Annotated in this window: 19 protein-coding genes and 3 pseudogenes; 15 read left to right on the top strand and 7 right to left on the bottom strand. The window is 57.6% G+C overall.

Annotated features, from left to right (window positions below):
- On the bottom strand, positions 1 to 915 hold a 915-nt coding region (locus tag FJT57_RS15765; RefSeq protein WP_238994027.1), incomplete at its 3' end, for a restriction endonuclease.
- Between the two features lie 122 nt (positions 916 to 1,037).
- Here FJT57_RS15765 and FJT57_RS15760 point away from each other — a divergent pair.
- The 9 genes and pseudogenes from FJT57_RS15760 to FJT57_RS17225 form a co-directional block, all read left to right on the top strand.
- On the top strand, positions 1,038 to 1,442 hold the full coding sequence (locus FJT57_RS15760) for a DUF6166 domain-containing protein (RefSeq protein ID WP_144906795.1): 405 nt from the start codon (positions 1,038 to 1,040) through the stop codon (positions 1,440 to 1,442).
- A 19-nt stretch (positions 1,443 to 1,461) separates the two neighbouring features.
- Complete coding sequence (locus FJT57_RS15755; protein WP_144906793.1) at positions 1,462 to 1,740, top strand: DUF7389 domain-containing protein; 279 nt, start codon at positions 1,462 to 1,464, stop codon at positions 1,738 to 1,740.
- Positions 1,741 to 1,780: 40 nt separating this feature from the next.
- Positions 1,781 to 2,440, top strand: a complete 660-nt coding sequence (locus FJT57_RS15750; protein ID WP_144906791.1) for a helix-turn-helix domain-containing protein — start codon at positions 1,781 to 1,783, stop codon at positions 2,438 to 2,440.
- Positions 2,441 to 2,526: 86 nt separating this feature from the next.
- Entirely contained in the window at positions 2,527 to 2,748 is a 222-nt protein-coding gene (locus tag FJT57_RS15745; protein WP_144906789.1) for a hypothetical protein, read from the top strand.
- Positions 2,749 to 2,869: 121 nt separating this feature from the next.
- Positions 2,870 to 3,137, top strand: a pseudogene (locus tag FJT57_RS17320) (ATP-binding protein); the annotation flags it as partial.
- A gap of 82 nt (positions 3,138 to 3,219) precedes the next feature.
- Positions 3,220 to 3,639, top strand: coding sequence for a hypothetical protein (locus FJT57_RS15735; protein WP_144906786.1), 420 nt, complete (start codon positions 3,220 to 3,222; stop codon positions 3,637 to 3,639).
- Complete coding sequence (locus tag FJT57_RS15730; RefSeq protein ID WP_012289564.1) at positions 3,639 to 3,914, top strand: hypothetical protein; 276 nt, start codon at positions 3,639 to 3,641, stop codon at positions 3,912 to 3,914. The genes FJT57_RS15735 and FJT57_RS15730 overlap by 1 nt, the downstream gene beginning before the upstream one ends.
- 124 nt (positions 3,915 to 4,038) lie before the next feature.
- Positions 4,039 to 4,530: pseudogene (locus FJT57_RS17105) on the top strand (DUF6610 family protein); the annotation flags it as partial.
- Positions 4,490 to 4,642, top strand: a pseudogene (locus FJT57_RS17225) (DJ-1/PfpI family protein); the annotation flags it as partial. The pseudogenes FJT57_RS17105 and FJT57_RS17225, both read left to right, overlap by 41 nt.
- Positions 4,643 to 4,739: 97 nt before the next feature.
- Here the strand turns inward: FJT57_RS17225 and FJT57_RS15715 are convergent.
- Together FJT57_RS15715 and FJT57_RS15710 are read right to left on the bottom strand one after the other, a co-directional pair.
- Positions 4,740 to 5,045: a putative quinol monooxygenase gene (locus FJT57_RS15715; RefSeq protein ID WP_004054295.1), complete on the bottom strand. Its 306-nt coding sequence runs from the start codon at positions 5,043 to 5,045 to the stop codon at positions 4,740 to 4,742.
- 115 nt (positions 5,046 to 5,160) lie between these two features.
- Positions 5,161 to 6,000, bottom strand: coding sequence for a hypothetical protein (locus FJT57_RS15710; protein ID WP_144906784.1), 840 nt, complete (start codon positions 5,998 to 6,000; stop codon positions 5,161 to 5,163).
- A 30-nt stretch (positions 6,001 to 6,030) separates the two neighbouring features.
- Here FJT57_RS15710 and FJT57_RS15705 point away from each other — a divergent pair, with 30 nt between their 5' ends.
- The 5 genes from FJT57_RS15705 (at position 6,031) to FJT57_RS15685 (ending at position 9,112) form a co-directional block, all read left to right on the top strand.
- A complete protein-coding gene (locus FJT57_RS15705; RefSeq protein ID WP_144906782.1) occupies positions 6,031 to 6,438 on the top strand; it encodes a hypothetical protein in 408 nt (135 codons plus the stop codon).
- A gap of 260 nt (positions 6,439 to 6,698) precedes the next feature.
- On the top strand, positions 6,699 to 7,046 hold the full coding sequence (locus tag FJT57_RS15700) for a hypothetical protein (protein WP_049987709.1): 348 nt from the start codon (positions 6,699 to 6,701) through the stop codon (positions 7,044 to 7,046).
- 87 nt (positions 7,047 to 7,133) lie between these two features.
- A complete protein-coding gene (locus tag FJT57_RS15695; RefSeq protein WP_144906780.1) occupies positions 7,134 to 8,060 on the top strand; it encodes an ArdC-like ssDNA-binding domain-containing protein in 927 nt (308 codons plus the stop codon).
- A gap of 131 nt (positions 8,061 to 8,191) precedes the next feature.
- Positions 8,192 to 8,725: a hypothetical protein gene (locus FJT57_RS17315; protein ID WP_144906778.1), complete on the top strand. Its 534-nt coding sequence runs from the start codon at positions 8,192 to 8,194 to the stop codon at positions 8,723 to 8,725.
- 63 nt (positions 8,726 to 8,788) lie between these two features.
- On the top strand, positions 8,789 to 9,112 hold the full coding sequence (locus tag FJT57_RS15685) for a hypothetical protein (RefSeq protein ID WP_144906776.1): 324 nt from the start codon (positions 8,789 to 8,791) through the stop codon (positions 9,110 to 9,112).
- 135 nt (positions 9,113 to 9,247) lie between these two features.
- Here the strand turns inward: FJT57_RS15685 and FJT57_RS15680 are convergent, their stop codons facing one another.
- The 4 genes from FJT57_RS15680 to FJT57_RS15665 form a co-directional block, all read right to left on the bottom strand.
- Positions 9,248 to 10,642 (bottom strand): Cdc6/Cdc18 family protein, encoded by a 1,395-nt coding sequence (locus tag FJT57_RS15680; protein ID WP_144906774.1) that lies wholly within the window; start codon positions 10,640 to 10,642, stop codon positions 9,248 to 9,250.
- Positions 10,643 to 11,477: 835 nt separating this feature from the next.
- Positions 11,478 to 13,622: a type B DNA-directed DNA polymerase gene (locus tag FJT57_RS15675; RefSeq protein ID WP_012289557.1), complete on the bottom strand. Its 2,145-nt coding sequence runs from the start codon at positions 13,620 to 13,622 to the stop codon at positions 11,478 to 11,480.
- Between the two features lie 5 nt (positions 13,623 to 13,627).
- Entirely contained in the window at positions 13,628 to 13,945 is a 318-nt protein-coding gene (locus tag FJT57_RS15670) for a hypothetical protein (RefSeq protein ID WP_049892647.1), read from the bottom strand.
- A gap of 2 nt (positions 13,946 to 13,947) precedes the next feature.
- Positions 13,948 to 14,916 carry a hypothetical protein gene (locus tag FJT57_RS15665; RefSeq protein ID WP_144906773.1) on the bottom strand — a complete coding sequence of 323 codons (969 nt, stop codon included), beginning with the start codon at positions 14,914 to 14,916 and terminating at the stop codon, positions 13,948 to 13,950.
- Between the two features lie 211 nt (positions 14,917 to 15,127).
- Between FJT57_RS15665 and FJT57_RS15660 the strand changes: the two genes are divergently transcribed.
- Entirely contained in the window at positions 15,128 to 17,152 is a 2,025-nt protein-coding gene (locus tag FJT57_RS15660; protein WP_144906771.1) for a GmrSD restriction endonuclease domain-containing protein, read from the top strand.
- Positions 17,153 to 17,247: the final 95 nt, after the last annotated feature.

Raw genomic sequence — 17,247 nt, 5'->3', positions numbered from 1 at the left:
GATGTCCGAGCGGTTCGGCTCGCAGGTCTTGTCGTACGTGACGTTGTTGTCGCCGGTGTAGGTCACCGTCGTCGTATGGTGGTGCTGGAGTCGCTCGACGGCCCACTCCTTGTACTCCGTTTCAGTCTGGCCGAACCGCCGCTCCTCGACGTCGTCGAACATCTCTCCGAACTGCTCGGTGTCGAGGTCGACCGTCGCGTGGAGATTCTCGGTGACCAGCGTCGCGACGTCCTCGTCGACGACCTGCGGCTGCCCGCGTTCGGCGTGGGCGACGAATCGCGATCGGTCGTTGATGCGGTGGATGACGCCCACCGATGTCTCGAAGACGGCGTTCGTGTCGGCGGTGACCGCGACCACCGGGCGGAACGTCACCGCCGAATGTGGTTCTGGGAGGTCAGCGGCCTCAATGTTATCGATGTCGCGGAACGCCTCCGCGACGGGCGCGTCGACGTCGGCGGCCGGGTCGTACGGGCGTAGGGTATCGTTGCATAGAATCTCGATGCGCCCGTTGTAGAGGTCGAGACCGATCTCGTCGGCGATCTCTCGGAGGTCCTCGCCATCAAGCAACTCGATTGGATGGGGATCGTCATTTTGCTGGAGCCGCTGGGCGTACTCTTGAGCAGGGTTCGTGAACCGGCCGGTCGTGACGACCATCCCGCGTTTCGGACCGTCGAAGTCGAACGTCGCGATCGCCGAGTGGAGCTTCTGGACGACCGGTCGCCCGACCGTCCCCGTGTGCTTACACTCGACGATGATCGCGCGGCGGGTACCGTCGACGACCTCCTCCATGATGACGTCGCGGCCCTCGTCGGCCGTCCGCTCTGCCTGGCGGACGTTCTCGTAGCCGAGGTTGCGGAACACGTCCTCCATCACGTCCTCGAACTCGAACCCTGAGAGATCGTCCAGTACAGCCATTCCGATATACCTGGACAGTACGTTGCAACTGTCAAATACGTTGCCGAACGCAGCTACGTCCTGTTTTTGAACCCCCGAGAGGGGTGCGGGGGTGATCGAACGAGCCTCCCGCGAACCAACCTATGAGTGGAATCAGCGACCCACGCTCACACGTACAGTCACGGACCTCGGCTGATCCCGACGTCATCTACGTCGGTTACCGTCGTCGAGGCCGCGCCATTGTCGAGAAGCAATCGGACCAAGAACAGCTCACGCCAGAGCGGAGTCTCGAGCTGGCGAATCACAGTCCTTCGGGCTTCGAATGGGGATATGGTGGCAGCGGGCCGGCTCAACTCGCACTCGCCCTTCTGCTCGATTACACTGACGATGAGGAGGTGGCACTTGGGGAGTACAAGGCGTTCAAGACCGAAGTGGTGAGCCAGCTAGAGTGTACAGGACCTGACGGCTGCTGGCGACTCACGGGACGCGAGATAGATGCAGCCCTTCGTGAGATAGTCGACGATCCAGTCGCACCGTCCGTCAACTAACGATCACAGAGAGCAATCAATGTCAGAACACACCCAGCAGCCTCGTACGGGCGCAGAATCGCCGCAGAACCGTGAGCGTCAGGCACCAACCGAGTACGTCGAGCGAAGCGATGTCGGCGTCTCACTTACCGTCAAACTCACTCGCGGTACTGGCACCCGCGATCAAGACAAGATCACGGCCAAAGTGAAGGGCAAGACGCTCGAAGACGCCCGCGAGGATATGGAAACCCTCCGCGAGTATATCCACGACCTCGCTGAGGACACTCGCCAGATCCAGCCAGGCGACCCACACGAATAGTACTTCTTTTGACTATTGCACAGAATTGTGTAACCAAAGGATGTACGAAGTGTGCGGTGAAAAGGAACTCAAGGTTATCCTCGCGCTTGACCCGGGCGATTCCATCTCAGGCGTCGCGCGGAAGATCGACGGGAACCGGGAGACGATTCGGCGCGTCGTGAATCGCCTCGAAGAGGCGGGATACGTCGCGTACGATGATGGCCTCCAGCTTGTCGATCAGACGCTCCGAGACGTCGGTCTCGAGTTCCTGACGGCGGCAGCAGACATCTCGCCGCCATCCATCACGGAGGCGTATGTCCTCCCGCAGTTCGCAGGGATGGAGTATGCATACACTGGCATCGATGCGGTCTACGTCTGGACCCGCGGTGGCTATCAGGTCGCTCGCGACCCAGAGGACTATCCGCTGTTCATCGCCGTTCACGAGTCCAATCTCAACGCCTGGACGGCGTTCCTCGATCGATTCGAAATCACGACCGCACAGGAACGCCAGCCCGCCGGCGACCTCAATGGTGCGATACAGGTGGTACTCGAGCCGCGGCCACAGATCGAGGCCGAGATGGTCGACGGACGGCCCGTCATCCCGCTCCAAGAAACCGTGGCGTTCGCAAACGAGCACTACGCGCACTTCCAGTCAGCGCTCGACATGCTCGGCCGCATGTACGACAGCGTCGACACTGACGCGAACTACCGTCCGAACTGACCTAGAGTTCTGACAAGAAATTTCTTCGATCGGGAGTGGCCTGGCCGCTGTTTATTGTCGCCTTGAGAGAGCGGAGGCGAACAAAAATGAGCGACTCGTCGAATCTCTCCGTCGAATCAGACGGTCTCACACCGGAACAGCGTCTTGAACCACCAAACACCCGACTCATCAACGCTGGTATCGCGACGATTCACGACATGGAGACGCTCCGAGCCTGCGTCGCCTACGAGAACGCGAATCAGCAGCGCATCCAGATCCTTCGTCGGCTTGAACAGCGGGCCAGCGAAATCCGCTCACAGGACGACTGACGAAACATTCGGGAATATCTGTCGGAACCTTAGTGGGTGAATGTTCGAATGATTGACCCACCGTATTAGGGGGTCAGAATATTATAGTTCAGACTATTATAGTCTGATTCCTAACTTTGGAGCATCAACTGACGAGTCAACGCTGATCGCTGGCGAAGCGAAATTTACCAACACCCCCCTCGGCTATGACGTGTTTGCCGATCTCGAAGACGACGTCGCCCAGCCGCTGGGCACCCACCGGAGGTGATGAACCGACGTATGAATTCGCCTTGTTCAGCCGCTCTGGGTTCAAACGCTCGGCCGAGGAAGCTGTAGACGAGCGTGATGATCTTCGTCTCTTCGATCTATCCGATATCGTTGCTGTTCTTGAGAGTAAAGCCGATCAATAACGCCGGAGGGTTACAGCTTGGGATAGTTTTCGCCCCCAAAGGGGTGCGGGGGAATCGAACGTATCCCCCAGAGGCGAGCCAAATGAAAGAAACCAACGAGACGACAGCGTGTCGAATAACGATCACTCTCGATAGCGCCGAGCTCCCCGTCGACCAGCAAGCCCGCAACGCGCTTCTCACCGAATTCCGTTCGCGAGTCGGCCATCTCGTCGAAGGGCTTCGTGGCATCGACGCTGACCAAGGTGACGTTGACGTGAGTACAGGTTACCGTTATGCGCAAGTTCCGGCGACGTGCCCACTCTGTAGCGAGCGACTCGATCTCCAGAGTGTCCATCTGAACAACGAGAACGGCGCGTACGCGAGCGCGAAGTGTTCCGATGAAGACTGCGAGTGGAGCGGCGACGCCGTCTATCGAATCATCGACCTCGAAGGCGGCGAGAGCAACGCCATCGAGAGCAGCGTCCTGACCGGCGATATCACGCCGAGCTACGACCCTTACTGATGAATTCAATGGAAGACACGCCCACATTCACGCGTATCGAACCGATCTGCCCTCGCGACGGCTGCGACTCGCAGCTTGGTATTGGGAAACCCGTCTATGCAGGCGAGCAGACCGACATCGCCTACGCCGACGTCTGGTGTCAGAACGAGGCGTGTTCGTTCACTGCCTGCGCGCAGTTCGCACTCGTCGATCTTCTTCACGAAGAGGCGGACTCAGAGACGAGTCTCGTCCACGCCGGAGAGATCGACCCACTCGAGGCTCGATACCACCGGTGAGTTAACCAACATCAGGAGCGGTAAAGCTGCTGTTGTTGGTTAATAGTGGCGTCCGCTGGTGGTATTTTCTCGCCCCGAGAGCGGGCGCGGGGCGAGTACTCCCGCGTCTTCTGGGTGATTCGAGATGGCGCTTTCAGCACGTCCGACCAGCAGCATCGCGACTGAAATTACGGCAGCCCGGCAGGCCGACCACGTAGCATTCCTTCACCGCGTTCCCTTCGCGCTTGACGCATTCCGACTCGGGTTTCTCACGGGTTTTCGCGAGGACTGTACCTACCAACAGCACCAGTACACAAACTTGGAGTTACCAGTCGGGATGCTGGATAACGACTTTCGCAATCCTGACCTTGATCGGTACGTCGAGCGTTTCTTCGAGTACGAACCACAGGTCGGCGTGATCGGTGACGCCTACGACGTCGACGAGGTCAACGAATACGTTGCTGCCGCTCGCGAGATTCAGGGAAGCTATCCAGCGGCTGACCTCGTGATCGTCCCGAAGTGCCGTGCGGCGATTCACGCGATCCCTGATGACCTCGTCGTCGGCTACTCGCGCGGCTACGCTGATCGACTCGCCCACGAGTTCTCCGACCCTGTGGACTGGCGCGGGCGGCGAGTGGGTCAACGAGGAAGTCGTCGTCGACGAGGGACTGGTGACCAGCCGCAAGCCCGACGACATCCCCGCCTTCTGTGATAAAATCATCGAGGAGTTCGAGGAAGGTCGCCACTAACGGCGCGGTAGCGCGAAAGGGTCCATCGCCACGTCCGGCGTTCGTGAACGAGATGTGAGATTCGTCTTTGCTGCTTCTGTCTGTCCAATTTCAGATGTTAGGGGAGTTTGGCCTCCAGTACGTCGACTTCTTCTATCTCCGGCGGTTCTGCGAACAGCTCGTCCGCGTTTTCCTCCAAGGCAGCAGCGATTTCGCCCGAGAGATGCGCTTCCCGACCGGATTCATCCGGAAAGGTGTCGAAGATGCCGAACGTCGAATCGTCCATGCGGAGCGCGAACCACGTGGTGGTGTCCGGTTCTTCCTCGGCCATCGGCAGTGCCGAACGGAGGAATTCCTCGACATCGGATTCTTTGCCGGACTGTGCTTGGAGTCGAACGAGGAGGGCGACGTTTGCGTCGGTCATACCCAGTCCGTAGGTAGGTGCGCAACTCACATAACTATTTATGCTAGACGCTCAGGTGCTGAGGAGTACTCGGGTGAAACGCAGAGCCTTACCCGCTGCTTCCTCCTTCCGATTCTTACGCCGCCTGAGTTACGTGATCTTCTTTCCGGGGCGGTAGCGGCTGTGTCGAGGACTCACCCAACACCTGCTCAAAGCTAAATGAGCCGTGGCGGTGAGCGAAGCTCTCCGCCGGCTCGCCGTTTGTGAACGTCGACATCGATTCACGCAGCGCCAACAACGATGTACGCGCGCGTGCCGCATGGCACCGCGCGTACGGGACTCCAAGGCCGTATTTCAGCCGCCAGTTCCCCCCTTCGATTGCATTCGTACTCACTGGCCCATTGAACTCTTCTTCGTCCTCGTCCCAGAACGATGGGTGCTCCTCACGGAGTGTCGCCACTATCTCCTCGTACGCAGTCTCGTACTCGTCTTCGAGATACTCCCGCAACTCCTCTAACTCGCCCGCCTCGTGCAGTTCGGACACGCGCTCGTCGCTGCGAGCGCGTGTCCGGAGCTTGTGGACGAGACACTTCACCCGATCCGGCAAGATGTCGTTGTAGCAGTCGTTGTCGTCGGTGAGCCAATAATCCACACCCAAGAGCGGGAAGACGAGCGCGAGCGCCAGCGCTCGCGCGAAGGCGGTGTTCCGACACTGGAGTCCGGCGAAACAACCCAGCTGAGTCAGATAGGAACATCCGACAGTGAACCCTTCCGGCCACTTCTTCGGGTTTTCTCCCTCCTGTTTCCGGCGCATATTTTCCTCGTAGAGGTCTTTCTTTGCGCCCTTCTTCGCCGGATAGGTCTCGTCGGCGACCCCGACGAGACCGTCGATGTCCTCGGCAGCGAGTTCGTCGGCGAACTCGGTTTTGAGTTCGTCAACGGTGCTGACACCGAACAACAGCGAGAGGAAGTTCATCGAGAGGATGCAGCCGGCAATCGTGACGCTGTGCTGCTCGGCGACTTCGTCGCCGAACAGCTCGGCATAGCGTTGGATCGTATCGCGGTCAACCTGGAGACCGTACTGATTCTGAAGAATCCGTTCGCACGCGTGGAACGGATTCTTCGCCGCATGGAACAGGCAGAGATCAACGACTGGTTTGGCGTATTCACAGTCCTCGTAGAACAGCTCCCCGATATCGCCATCGTAGGAATGTCTGCACTCGGAGCACTGATACCGCTGAATCTCGACAGTGATCTCGTCGAAGCCATCCTCGGTGATGAGGATGGCGAAGAGCCGATCCGTTCGGTAGCCGTTCTTCCAGACCGTGGTTTCACCGCACTTCGGACAGGGCCGCGGGTCTCCGACCCGCTGGCCCTGAAACCCGCGAAACCAACTCTGAAACGCATGAATTAGACCGAGTGGTACGAGGCTGTTCAGCGTCTTTTCTTCGGTTTCGTGCATGAGTAGTGGCCAGTAAGAGAGGGTGGTATTTCACTCCCGTTGCAGACACCACCCCAAGAGGGGCACGAGCGTATTCTATGACAGGGTGCGACGGAGTCACTCCGTAACCCTGAGCGGATTCTTCCTGCCGGTGTGACGCCGTCGTCCAGTTTTTCGAGCCCCCGAAGAGGGCGAAGGCTCGATAACGAGTCTTCAGACTGAGGTGAATTCCCGTGAGTCAACAACAACGTGTGAACGACGTCTCGATCGATGCGATTCCAGTCGATATCACGAACACACAATCCGGCGAGGTCGAGCCCGCCGAAGTTCCCGAGGAGATCCGGTCAATCACTCGTGGACTCGCAAGTGAGCAGCCGCCGACGAACCCGCTCGTCGTCTTGAAAGCGGCTCGCTGGTGGTACATCCACGGGAAGGGCGGGACTGATCCCGCGTTCCAGTGGGCCACCGAGTGGGCGCGACACCTCGCGACCGACACGCCCAGCGACGTGGAGCAGTTCGATGAGTTCCTCGAGTACCTCGTCGCGGTCGGCTTCGCTGACGAGAAAGCAGTCCTGCGGTGACCGCCGCCGCGAGTTTTTTGTGCGCCCCAAGGGGTGCGGCGCGTCCTGAACTGACGCAATCGCCGTGAACTCGATTCGGTGAATATTATGGCTACGGCCAGTGACTCGTCGGTCTCGTTCGAGGAGACCGACGCCCGACACGACGAGATGCACAGTACCATCGAAGACTGGATCGACGACCTCGTTGCAGACGTCGAGGACGCGCAGTCCAGCTCAGAGTTCCAGGAGTGGCTTGATGTTCAATCCCGGTTCCACGACTATTCGCACCGGAATACACTCCTCATCAATCTCCAGTGCCCTGACGCGACGAAGGTCGCGGGGTACAACACCTGGCGGAATGAGTTCGACCGGCACGTCCAGGAGGGCGAACAGGCCATCTGGATTTGGGCCCCGATCATCACCAAGCAGTGTCCCAAGTGCGAGAACTCGCCTAGCTACCATGAACAAAGCGACTGTGAGTACGACGAGACATCGCCCGACGAGTGGTCGAAAGGGCTTGTCGGCTTCAAGCCAACTGCTGTCTTCGACGTGTCTCAGACCGAGGGTGAGCCGCTCCCTGAGTTGGAGACTGAGGCGACTGGCGACGCCGACGACCTGGTACCCGCACTCGAGGATGCAGCCGCTGAGATCGACGTGACGGTCCGCATCGTCGACGCTGTCGACTGGGAGCATGGCGACGCCAAGGGCGTCTGCAAATACCGGAGTAAGCGTGATCTCCAACCAGTCGTCGAGGCGAAAGCCCGTACGAATCAGGCTGATCTCGCCGTGACACTCATCCACGAGTACGCTCACGCGCTCCTCCACGCAGACGTCACCGACGAGACCGAGCGGGCGAAACGCGAGGTTGAGGCCGAGGCAGTCGCCTACATCGTCGGGCGGTATTTCGAACTGGATACGAGCGGGTCCGCGTTCTACCTGGCCGCGTGGCAGGACGACGACGCAGACGCAGTTCAAGAACGGCTTGGTCGAATCGGATCGACTGCTAAGGAACTCATCGAAACCGTCGATGGGTAACGAGTCTGTGTCTCTCCGGCAGACGAAGTAGCGGAGGTTTCTGCGGTAGTGCGTTTCAGGAGTTGTTTTTCTCGCCGCGAATGGTGGCGGCGTGACTGCACTCGTCACGTCGGACAGACCCAGAATAATCCATGTCCGGACGAAACGAGACAAGCGAGACTGAAGCGATGGATCGAGACGAACGAGATGGATTCGCCGCCGATGGCGGCGTTGTCGCTGCCACCTCCACGACCGCGACTCCCAGTGGAGATATCCAACAGCCGTCGGTTGGCGATGAAGACCACCAGGAGGATAGCGATCCCCGTACCGAGCGCGCTCGAACTGAGGAGATGGACATTTCATTGCTCAGGAAAGGTGGTGTGTACGAGGTGCAGTCGGCGTCGGGGAACACCTACGAGGTCGACGTCGCGAGCAAGACGTGTACGTGTCCAGACTTCACGAAGCGCCAGCCGAGCGGTGGCTGTAAGCATCTACGACGGGTCGACATCGAGATTCGGAGCGGGAGCGTCCCCCGTCCCGATGGACGGCTTCCTGCGACAGTAGACGTGACGGAGCAGCTTTCGGAGCGGATTCTCGAACTAGAGCAGGAAATCGACGAACGAGAAGCCCGGCGGAGGGAACTCGAAGCAACAGTGGCGGTCCTCGAAGAGCTCTCGATTCGATAAATACCCAGATTAACCAACAACACTAAGATTCCAGTGCCATTGTTGGTTAACACGCCGTGATCCATGTCTTACTCGCCACCATCCCCACCGCAAGAAATCCCCGACGACGTCGTGGAGATGCTCAATGAGCAATCACCAGAGGTGCTCCAGCATATCGCCCAGTACGCCGAGGGGCTCGCCGAACATCGCGAACGCGAAGCCCGACTAGCCGAACAGGACGAGGAAGAACAGATCGAGGAGCGCCCCGATGACCTCCCAGACGACGTGCCGGCCAAGGCGACGATCACGATCAAGGAAATCAACGACAACCGCTACTACTACTGGCAGTGGCGGGAAGGCGAGAAGGTGCGCTCGCAGTACAAAGGACCGGTCAGTCCAGACGATTAGCTAACCTGGTTCTCTCGAGAACAACCCCCCTGATTCGAAGTGAGCTTGTTCCCTTCTCAGAAGATTTGACACCCCTGATTCGGAATGAGCTTCAGTAGAAGGGTTCTAGGTAGAGCGAACCCTCATGATGCTTAATCAAATCTCGTAGGTTCCGTTGTGAAGTTCTGAAAGCCGTTCATCGCTCTCTACAACTGCCTTCATCACTACATCTTTGTCCTTGATAAGCTGGTGTTCCAGGTAGACACCCTGTTTGTGTCCGCCACCGACCTGATGTGACTCAGAAATCCCCATTAGCGCGAGCGTGCTGAGAATTTGGCTCACTCGATCATATGAGAGAGGATCAGCACCGACGTCGCCACAGGTCGTCTCGTATTGACTGTAGATACCAGAGGTGCGGAAGCGGCGATTATTCGAGCCAGTCAAGCGACCGAGAGTGTAGAGAACGAGTTTAGACTGGGGTGAGGTGCTCTCGATCGTCTCCTTGACTCGATTAACCTCTGCTCGCTTGACTGCTTTGTCGACGTGTTCTGGACTGACGACCTCTGCATCGGTGTCGTCAGCGATATCACCAGCAATCCGCAAAACATCGACTGCCTTTCTCGCATCACCGTGTTCATCCGCCGACCGGTCGGCAGTCTCGGTTATGACGCCGTCTTGAACGACACCATCATGGAACGCGTCTCGTCGATACTCCAGGATCTGTTCGATCTGATCGCTTTGGTATGGTTCAAAGACGAAGTCCGTTGTCCGCATCGAACTCTGAACGCGTGCGTTGAGTTTTTGTCCAAAATCGATGTCGTTGCTGATAGCAATGATTCCGATATAGGCGTCGGTGTGACCAGCTTCTCGAGCCCGCGAGAGTTCATGGAGGAGGCCCTCAGCGTTATCAACCATGTCGATTTCGTCAAGGATGACAATGAGCCCATCGTAGTACTCGTCGATGATGTCGTAGGCGTAATCGTAGTACTCGGCGGAACCTAAACCGATACGAGGGATATCTATATCAGAATCAGATTTGTCGCTTAGCGCACGAGCGATTGTTCGGGCTACTCGTGTTTCGGTATTATTCTTCTTGCACTCAACGTAGACGCTAGCAGCGGGAACGTTACGTGCCGTGGCAGTATCAACGAGACGGTCGGACACGTGTCGGCTGACAAGTGATTTTCCAGTTCCGGTTTCCCCATAAATGACGACGTGGTTTGGTTGTGATTCGTGAATGAGATGTCGGATTTCTCCAGCAACCGATTGGATTTCCGTGTCACGACCGACGATGCGATCAGGGCCAGGAACTGTTCCAATTGAGAGTAAATCCCGATCTGCCCAGATATGAGTTGAAGAACCGTCTTCATCGCCCTCCCGAACGAACAACGGGTCATTTGCCGGATCGTTCGAGTCTTGTCGTTGGATTTCCTCCGAGGTCGACGAGCTTTCAGAAGCAGAACTGCCCTCCCTGTTTGTATCGAAATCATCCAGCTGTTGGTCCGCGATAGACGAGTCACCTCCACCATCTGGTTCCTCGTTGTCTGTCATAGATTCATCCTGGGAAGGAACCTACTTAGTCGTTACCCCCTGGTTCGGAATGAGATTCGTTGGATATCGGTGCTAAACAGCGGAAGATCGATAGGTGGCACCGCCATACCCGATGATACCCGATTCAGAGTGAGGTGTCGTTCAAATCTGCGTCTCCTGATGACCTCACCCTCCTAATTCGGAGTGAGCTATTTCCTAGAACGAGAGGATTGCCAGCAGCTCAAATGATCAGCGGGTTCAGATCAACCCCCCTCGTTCGGAATGAGGTAGTACGAGTTGGTCCATCAGCCAAGAATCGGGAATGCTAAAGAGACCCCCCTGATTCGGAGTGAGCTGTTCCCCGAACTAATGGACGATATTGATGCCAGCTTAAACAGGATGGATGGAGATTGGAGTTGGAGGGACACACCCCCCTGATTCGGAATGAGATCCCGTAAGACTGACCGTATGGGCGCGATCTTCCATCAACCAACTAGGCGGTTCTTAACTAGGACGAGCCATTCTCTCCAAACCGCAAGATAGCGTAGACTTCGAAGGATCACTTGTCTAGTTACTACCCTAGCTTTATTACCTAGTTACGCTAAGAGCCCACTAAGTAGAATACGGCACTAGTTAGAAGTATTCGTGAATACGCCTAACACTGGAAGTACAGCTATTCTATCCTTTGAATCGAAGCAGTAGACCATACGTCGAGGGCGTATACCCAACGAATCCATTACTGCAACCTTCTCATCGGGTGGAAACTCAGCTTCTAATCAGGTGGTATGGAGGGTATAATCTCATTCCGAACGAGGGGGGTGTGTGGTTCCAGCTGTATCTTGTTGCAACCGCAGGGTCAGAACGAGGTGATCTTAGTCGTTCGTGTCTTTGCTAACCTTCGTCGGATATCCGACCGATCCCATCCCAAGGGTGAGATAATACTCTCGACAGCTCGGACCAGCTGCGTCTCATAGTACGATGGATCATACTGGTCCGTCTCTTCGTGAGCAAGGGCGACACGTTCTCGTGATGCCTTCTCGTCGTCGACGACCACGTACTCGACATCTTGACCGGGATGGACCGCGAGATCCTGGTCCCGAGCACGCTCGAGTGCCGCCACGTTCTGGGTGTACTGCGTGTACGCCTCGACAGGCTTGGAAACACGGTTCCGTTCGACGAGTCGGTCGGAATCGACATCGCCAGCGTGAAGCTCCGAAATCGCCCGTTCCAAGCGATTAATTACCACATCCGGAGATTGCGTTTGACCGAGAATCTCGAGACAGTCGCGCTGGACGTCTTCGATGAATCCGGGCGTCGATCGTTGCCGGGCTTCGATGCCGCGTATCTTGAACTCGTCCTTGCCCGCAACCTTCCCGAAATATTTCGTCAGCGCGCCGGCGTCGCTCTCGCGCTGTGGCACGAACGCTACCCACTCGTACTCGGCTTCATATTCGAGACGGATATCGACGGTGTCCGTAATCTCGGCGGCCAACGTCTCCAGTGATCCTCGTTCGTCGTCGCTGACGTCCGGGTCGGGCGTCACCCAGATCGAGTCGACGATCCCGTGAACGACGCGCCATCCGCCCGCTTCCAACCGCTGTTTCGCGATGAGCAGGATCTCCCGAGCGAACGCGTTAATTGCTTCGTGGCACTCGATTCGGCCGAATTTCGCGTTACTGAATCCCTGATACCCAAAGCACGCGACGAGAATCCACTTTAGCGCGGCCGACCGCCCCTCGAGTTCGTCGAGACAGTCTTGGTCGGGGTTCTCCCGCTGTTCTTCGCGACGGATTGCGGTCTTGATCTCGTCGCGCGCATCGATGATTGGCTGGAGGACGTCGACGAGGTAGCCGCGGTCGTCACAGATCGCGTAGCCGAGGCCGGGCACATCGTCGCGGTCGCTGTGGCAGTCACACCGGATGACATCGGGCGAGACGTTCCGCGTGCAGATGATATTCGGATAGAGACTCGAAAAGTCGAGTTCGTGGACGTCCTCGTGGAGGCCGACTTCGGGCGCGAAGATGAAGCCACCGCGGTCAGCGTCGTGAAGCGTGGTCATCGGCTTGTAGAACTCGTGTCGCCAGGAGTTCCATGGCGTCAGCACACCGCGCTTGTGTGCTTCACAGATCTGGATGGCAGTGAGGACGTTCCCAATCGACGCCCACGCGAGTTCCTGGATTGGCTTTTTCGACCGAGTGACGAGGTCGAGGATGCCGTCGAGGTTCGTCTCACCGAAGAAGAACGCGTTCGACTCATCGATGATAGCCCGTCCCGGCACGTTGTAGCGGGCAGGGGAGTGTCCCACCCGGCCGTAACTCGAATACGTCGACCGACCGGCGAGCTGCTGGTAGTCGACGTTGGGCCACCGACTCAGCGTGAAGCCGTCGACGCCGGCGTCGCGAGCCATCGCGTAGAGCGTCGGGATGATCTCGCTCGTCGAGCACACAAGGACATCCGGGTCGCGTACGTCGAGCGCGTCCTGCACAGCAGCGAGGAGTTCCTCCGGCGGGCCCGTGACGGTCTCGCCGTCGACGCCGAGTTCGGTGTAGGTTTTACTGTTCGTCTCGGTCACCGGGATACTGAGGTGGAGCGTCGACAGCTCGTTCGCCGGCGTCGGATTGACGTTGTTCTCCAGACAGTAGCGGAACTCCCGCGAGAAGTCTACGTTGAAACAGGCGATATCGCCGATGGGGTATTCGGAGAGTTGGCGCGTCTGGCGGGCGAGCGCCGTCACCCGGTCGATGTGTGAAACGTCGACGGCAAGGACCCGCTCCAGGTCACGACGAAATCCAGGGTGTCGGTCGACGTACTCGGTCGCGACGACGTCCGGATGGCGCTCGTAGAACGCCTGAAGTCCAGAGAGATCGACGTCAGTCTCTGGCGAGCGAGCGGCGACATGGAACCGCGGTGTGTAGTCCCGGCGCTCAGTGGCCACGGCGCCGTCGGTCGTCGCTTCCCATTCGAGGACGCGGTCGTCGAGGAAGTCGATTTTGAACGGCATCGGTATCAGTCGTCAGCTGGCTGTGGCTTGTCGTCCATTTCGTCGTGCTGCTTTCGTAGCGCCTCGATTGCATCCTCGATATCGTCGAGGCGCTCGTCATGTGCGTCGAGGCGTGACTCCTGTTCGAGATCGACGCTGAGAAGCGACGGAAGCATGGGGTTCTGGTGGTTCAACAATCCGCTCGCGTCGGCGTGCTCGCGGGCGTACGTGAACAGCTGGTCGAACCGAGGTTGGTCGCGGCGCCGGAGCGCACGGCGATACTCTCCCCACCGCTCTTCGATAGCGCGAAGCGCATCCCGGAACGTCGGATTCGTCCGCCCCACCGTCACCGACCTCCTGTGTTGGCCCACGCGTCAAGTAGTGGGTTCGTGGTGAGTGTCGTACTCGTGCCGTCGGCCATGACGCCGGTCCCGATATCGGTAGTTCCGCCGGAATCTCCTGGGGTAGGGGGTGACGCCGGCTGGAGGCCCACCTGGTCGGCACGGGCAGTGAGCATCTTCCGCCAGTACGCGAATGTGGTCTGGTAGTACGCGCCGCCGTCGACGGGATAGACGAGCGTCTCGAACTCGTCGCCAACGAAACGTGGCCCCATCCGCGTCTGTTCACACTCCAGATGATGATCGGCGGTCGTTTCGATCGGCGCCGTGAACTCGTTGGCAGTCGTGCGCGTGACGAGGACGGGGACATCGTAGCCCCGTGCATAGGTACTGAGACGAGCGAGAGCTCGCGCCTGGAGCGTCTGCGCGTGTTCTTCCCCCAGGGTATCGTCGTCCCAGTACTGGGCATCGAGCGCCGGGACAACGATGAGCGACGGCGTGTGTGGCGAGGTCTCCTGCTCGTGGCTCTGCCGTTCTCGGTGCGTTGCTACAGCGTCCGCGGCCGTGGCTTGCTGGACGTGCTGGTTGACGGCGTCGGGCAGGTCACAGAGCGCGCCGTAGTGCTGGTAGGCAGTGAAGCCGCGGGCGACATGAATTCGGTCGAGTAAGCGCTGGCTGGGCGTGAGGCGGGCGAGTGAGGTGGTTGTCGCGTGGCCGTGGGCGTCGACCCAGAAGGCCGGTCCGTCGCTCAGCAGGAGGTGGTCGAGCACAAGCGACTGGAGAACTGGGACGCCACGCCCTCCCTCGATATCGAGGAGCGTGATGCCGTTATCGAGTGAGGGAAACAAGAACTCGTCAGGCGGCTGGTCGGCCGTCCCGGTGAGTGACTGCTGATTGCGGTCTGCGCCACGCGTCGGCTGGTTCACCGCCAGCTCGCTCTTCGTTGATCGCGACCTCGATGGAGATCCCTCGGACATACCTCACTAGACGGAGAAGTGTCCGATAAGGCGTGGCGTGTCGTTTCCACGTTTCATAGAACGATAGAGCTGGTAGTCTAAACGGCGTGCAGTATTCGGGTTATAGTCCTCTGAACCCACGTTTCCGGGTTGTTTCAAGAATACGCTGGCTGACGGGGCGGAAAAGGGTCAACCACACAGATTTATAACTCGACTGCGAATGTGATTCTCTATGCGGAATGTGAGCTTGGACGTCGATGACCGACGTCTTGACGACGTAATCACTCAGGTCGGGAAAGGAAAATACCGCATTCCAGAGTTCCAGCGAGAATTCGTCTGGGACCGAACCGACGTCGTCGATCTCTTCGACAGTATCTACAAGAGTTACCCCATCGGGAGTTTCTTCTTCTGGCGAGTCCCGCACGATATGTGGGACTTCTTCCGAGATGTCGACGAACTCCAGCAGCCCTCACTTGAAGAAATCCAGCGGTCCGAATTCCCCGAAATCAGTTTCGTGCTTGACGGCCAACAACGGCTAACCTCGCTCTACGTTACGCTCAACGGGATGAAATATGCGGACACGGACTACAGCCGCATCGTCTTTGACCTTGACGAAGAGACGTTCAAAGTTGCAGAAGGCAAAGCCGACCACCTTGTACGAGTCTGCGACATCTGGGACGACAAGCGAGAGGTTCGCGACGAGTTAGAGGACGATCGATATGAGGCGTTCACTGATTGCAACGATGCGCTGACGAAATACGAACTCCCACTTATCATCGTCAAGACGAACGAAGTTGAGAGCGTCATAAACATCTTCGAGCGGATCAATCAGAAAGGGACGCGACTCAGCCGCTTCGATATAGTTAACGCCAACATCTGGTCAAGGGATTTCAATCTTCGTAGCCGCATCGACGAGGATATTTTCGAGCACTTAGACCAGATCGGGTTCGGGGAGATTGACAGAGGCACCGTGACCCAGACCCTGGCTCTCAACATTGATGGAACGTGCAGCACGGACGCTCAGAAGAATCTCGATCCCGATGATGTCAGAGAGAACTGGGAGGATACCAAGGAGGCTATGATCTCCGCGATTGGCTATCTCAGAAAACAACACGGAGTGAAACGGTCCGAGTTCATTCCGTACGAAGGAATGATTCCTGTGCTCGCATATTATATGTATGAGACAGATCGCAGGAATGTCGATCCAGACCACCAGGAACAGATAGACCGCTGGTTCTGGCGGGTCGCTCTCTCGGGTCGGTACAGCAGTTCTGCACAGACCAGAATGACTGAAGATAGCAAACTGGTCGACAGGATCATCGCCGGAGAAGATGTTGAAATCAACTTCACGCCGCAGATTAGCACAGAACGCCTCAAAACAACCAATATCAAGCGGTCCACTTCAGGCCTCAGGAATGCATTCCTCTGTCTCCTTGCACGGAACCGACCTCTTCACTTCGAGGACGGATCAGAAATTGACCTGACGGAAAACGAGTACGCTGACTTCCGTCTCAACAAGCATCACATCTTTCCGAACGCCTATCTGCGGGGGTTAGACTACTCGAAAAAGGAACGGAAGAGCATTATGGACATTACCTTCATTCCTGCCGAGCTTAACCGCCGTCTCTCGGACACCTCCGCAAAAGAGTACTTTGGAAGACTCGCAAATGATGTAAATGAGTTTGAGCGAATCATGGATTCGCACCTTATCCCCCATGACGAGGACTCGGGTATCTGGGACAACGATTATGATACGTTCCAGGAACAGAGGGCGGAACTCGTGTACTCCGAATTCATGGAACTGATCGGGGAGTATTCCGCTCTCGAATCTGATCTCCGAAATGACCCACAGAGCGCCGTCAAAGAGACGGAGGTATTGGTTCGAGACTTCATTGACAGAGAACTCGCTCTAGCAAGCGATGGAGGCACGTTCTGGGGTGAAGTCCCGAACGATGTGAACTCGAACGTTCAGCGGCGTATTAGCGAGGAGCAAGACAGTAATCCCGAGTTCACTGTCGACTCTGATCGAGACAAACTTGACTTCTGTAACGTGATGGACTACGCAAAGATCATCAACGCTCGCTGGGACGTTTTCGGGGATTACCTACCATCGAAATCAGCGGTTCAAACCCGGTTTGAGGACTTCGCAGAATTCCGCAACGCCATCGCCCATCACCGAGAGATTGATCGATTCACCGAAATGGATGGCCAGGTCGCCATCGAATGGATAAACAGCTGCATTACCGAAGAGTACTGAACCACCTTCAGTTAGGGGCCGGAGAAACGCTCTCCAGTATTCCGGTTCTGACTCTCGGAACGTACCGTCTAAAAGTGGTTCAGGAACTGAATTTA

Origin of the sequence: Halobellus captivus (assembly GCF_007655485.1) — an archaeon.
GTDB lineage: Archaea > Halobacteriota > Halobacteria > Halobacteriales > Haloferacaceae > Haloquadratum > Haloquadratum captivum.
This window is presented reverse-complemented; position numbering and strand designations above follow the sequence as displayed.

What these genes read in the sequence shown, in the direction of transcription:
- FJT57_RS15710 (WP_144906784.1), bottom strand. Translation starts at nt 6,000, where the DNA reads ATGAACTTCCTCTCGCTGTTGTTCGGTGTCAGCACCGTTGACGAACTC.
- FJT57_RS15680 (WP_144906774.1), bottom strand. Translation starts at nt 10,642, where the DNA reads ATGACAGACAACGAGGAACCAGATGGTGGAGGTGACTCGTCTATCGCG.
- FJT57_RS15695 (WP_144906780.1), top strand. Translation starts at nt 7,134, where the DNA reads ATGGCTACGGCCAGTGACTCGTCGGTCTCGTTCGAGGAGACCGACGCC.
- FJT57_RS15675 (WP_012289557.1), bottom strand. Translation starts at nt 13,622, where the DNA reads ATGCCGTTCAAAATCGACTTCCTCGACGACCGCGTCCTCGAATGGGAA.
- FJT57_RS15685 (WP_144906776.1), top strand. Translation starts at nt 8,789, where the DNA reads ATGTCTTACTCGCCACCATCCCCACCGCAAGAAATCCCCGACGACGTC.
- FJT57_RS15660 (WP_144906771.1), top strand. Translation starts at nt 15,128, where the DNA reads ATGCGGAATGTGAGCTTGGACGTCGATGACCGACGTCTTGACGACGTA.
- FJT57_RS15760 (WP_144906795.1), top strand. Translation starts at nt 1,038, where the DNA reads ATGAGTGGAATCAGCGACCCACGCTCACACGTACAGTCACGGACCTCG.
- FJT57_RS15715 (WP_004054295.1), bottom strand. Translation starts at nt 5,045, where the DNA reads ATGACCGACGCAAACGTCGCCCTCCTCGTTCGACTCCAAGCACAGTCC.
- FJT57_RS17315 (WP_144906778.1), top strand. Translation starts at nt 8,192, where the DNA reads ATGTCCGGACGAAACGAGACAAGCGAGACTGAAGCGATGGATCGAGAC.
- FJT57_RS15745 (WP_144906789.1), top strand. Translation starts at nt 2,527, where the DNA reads ATGAGCGACTCGTCGAATCTCTCCGTCGAATCAGACGGTCTCACACCG.
- FJT57_RS15735 (WP_144906786.1), top strand. Translation starts at nt 3,220, where the DNA reads ATGAAAGAAACCAACGAGACGACAGCGTGTCGAATAACGATCACTCTC.
- FJT57_RS15750 (WP_144906791.1), top strand. Translation starts at nt 1,781, where the DNA reads ATGTACGAAGTGTGCGGTGAAAAGGAACTCAAGGTTATCCTCGCGCTT.
- FJT57_RS15665 (WP_144906773.1), bottom strand. Translation starts at nt 14,916, where the DNA reads ATGTCCGAGGGATCTCCATCGAGGTCGCGATCAACGAAGAGCGAGCTG.
- FJT57_RS15755 (WP_144906793.1), top strand. Translation starts at nt 1,462, where the DNA reads ATGTCAGAACACACCCAGCAGCCTCGTACGGGCGCAGAATCGCCGCAG.
- FJT57_RS15730 (WP_012289564.1), top strand. Translation starts at nt 3,639, where the DNA reads ATGAATTCAATGGAAGACACGCCCACATTCACGCGTATCGAACCGATC.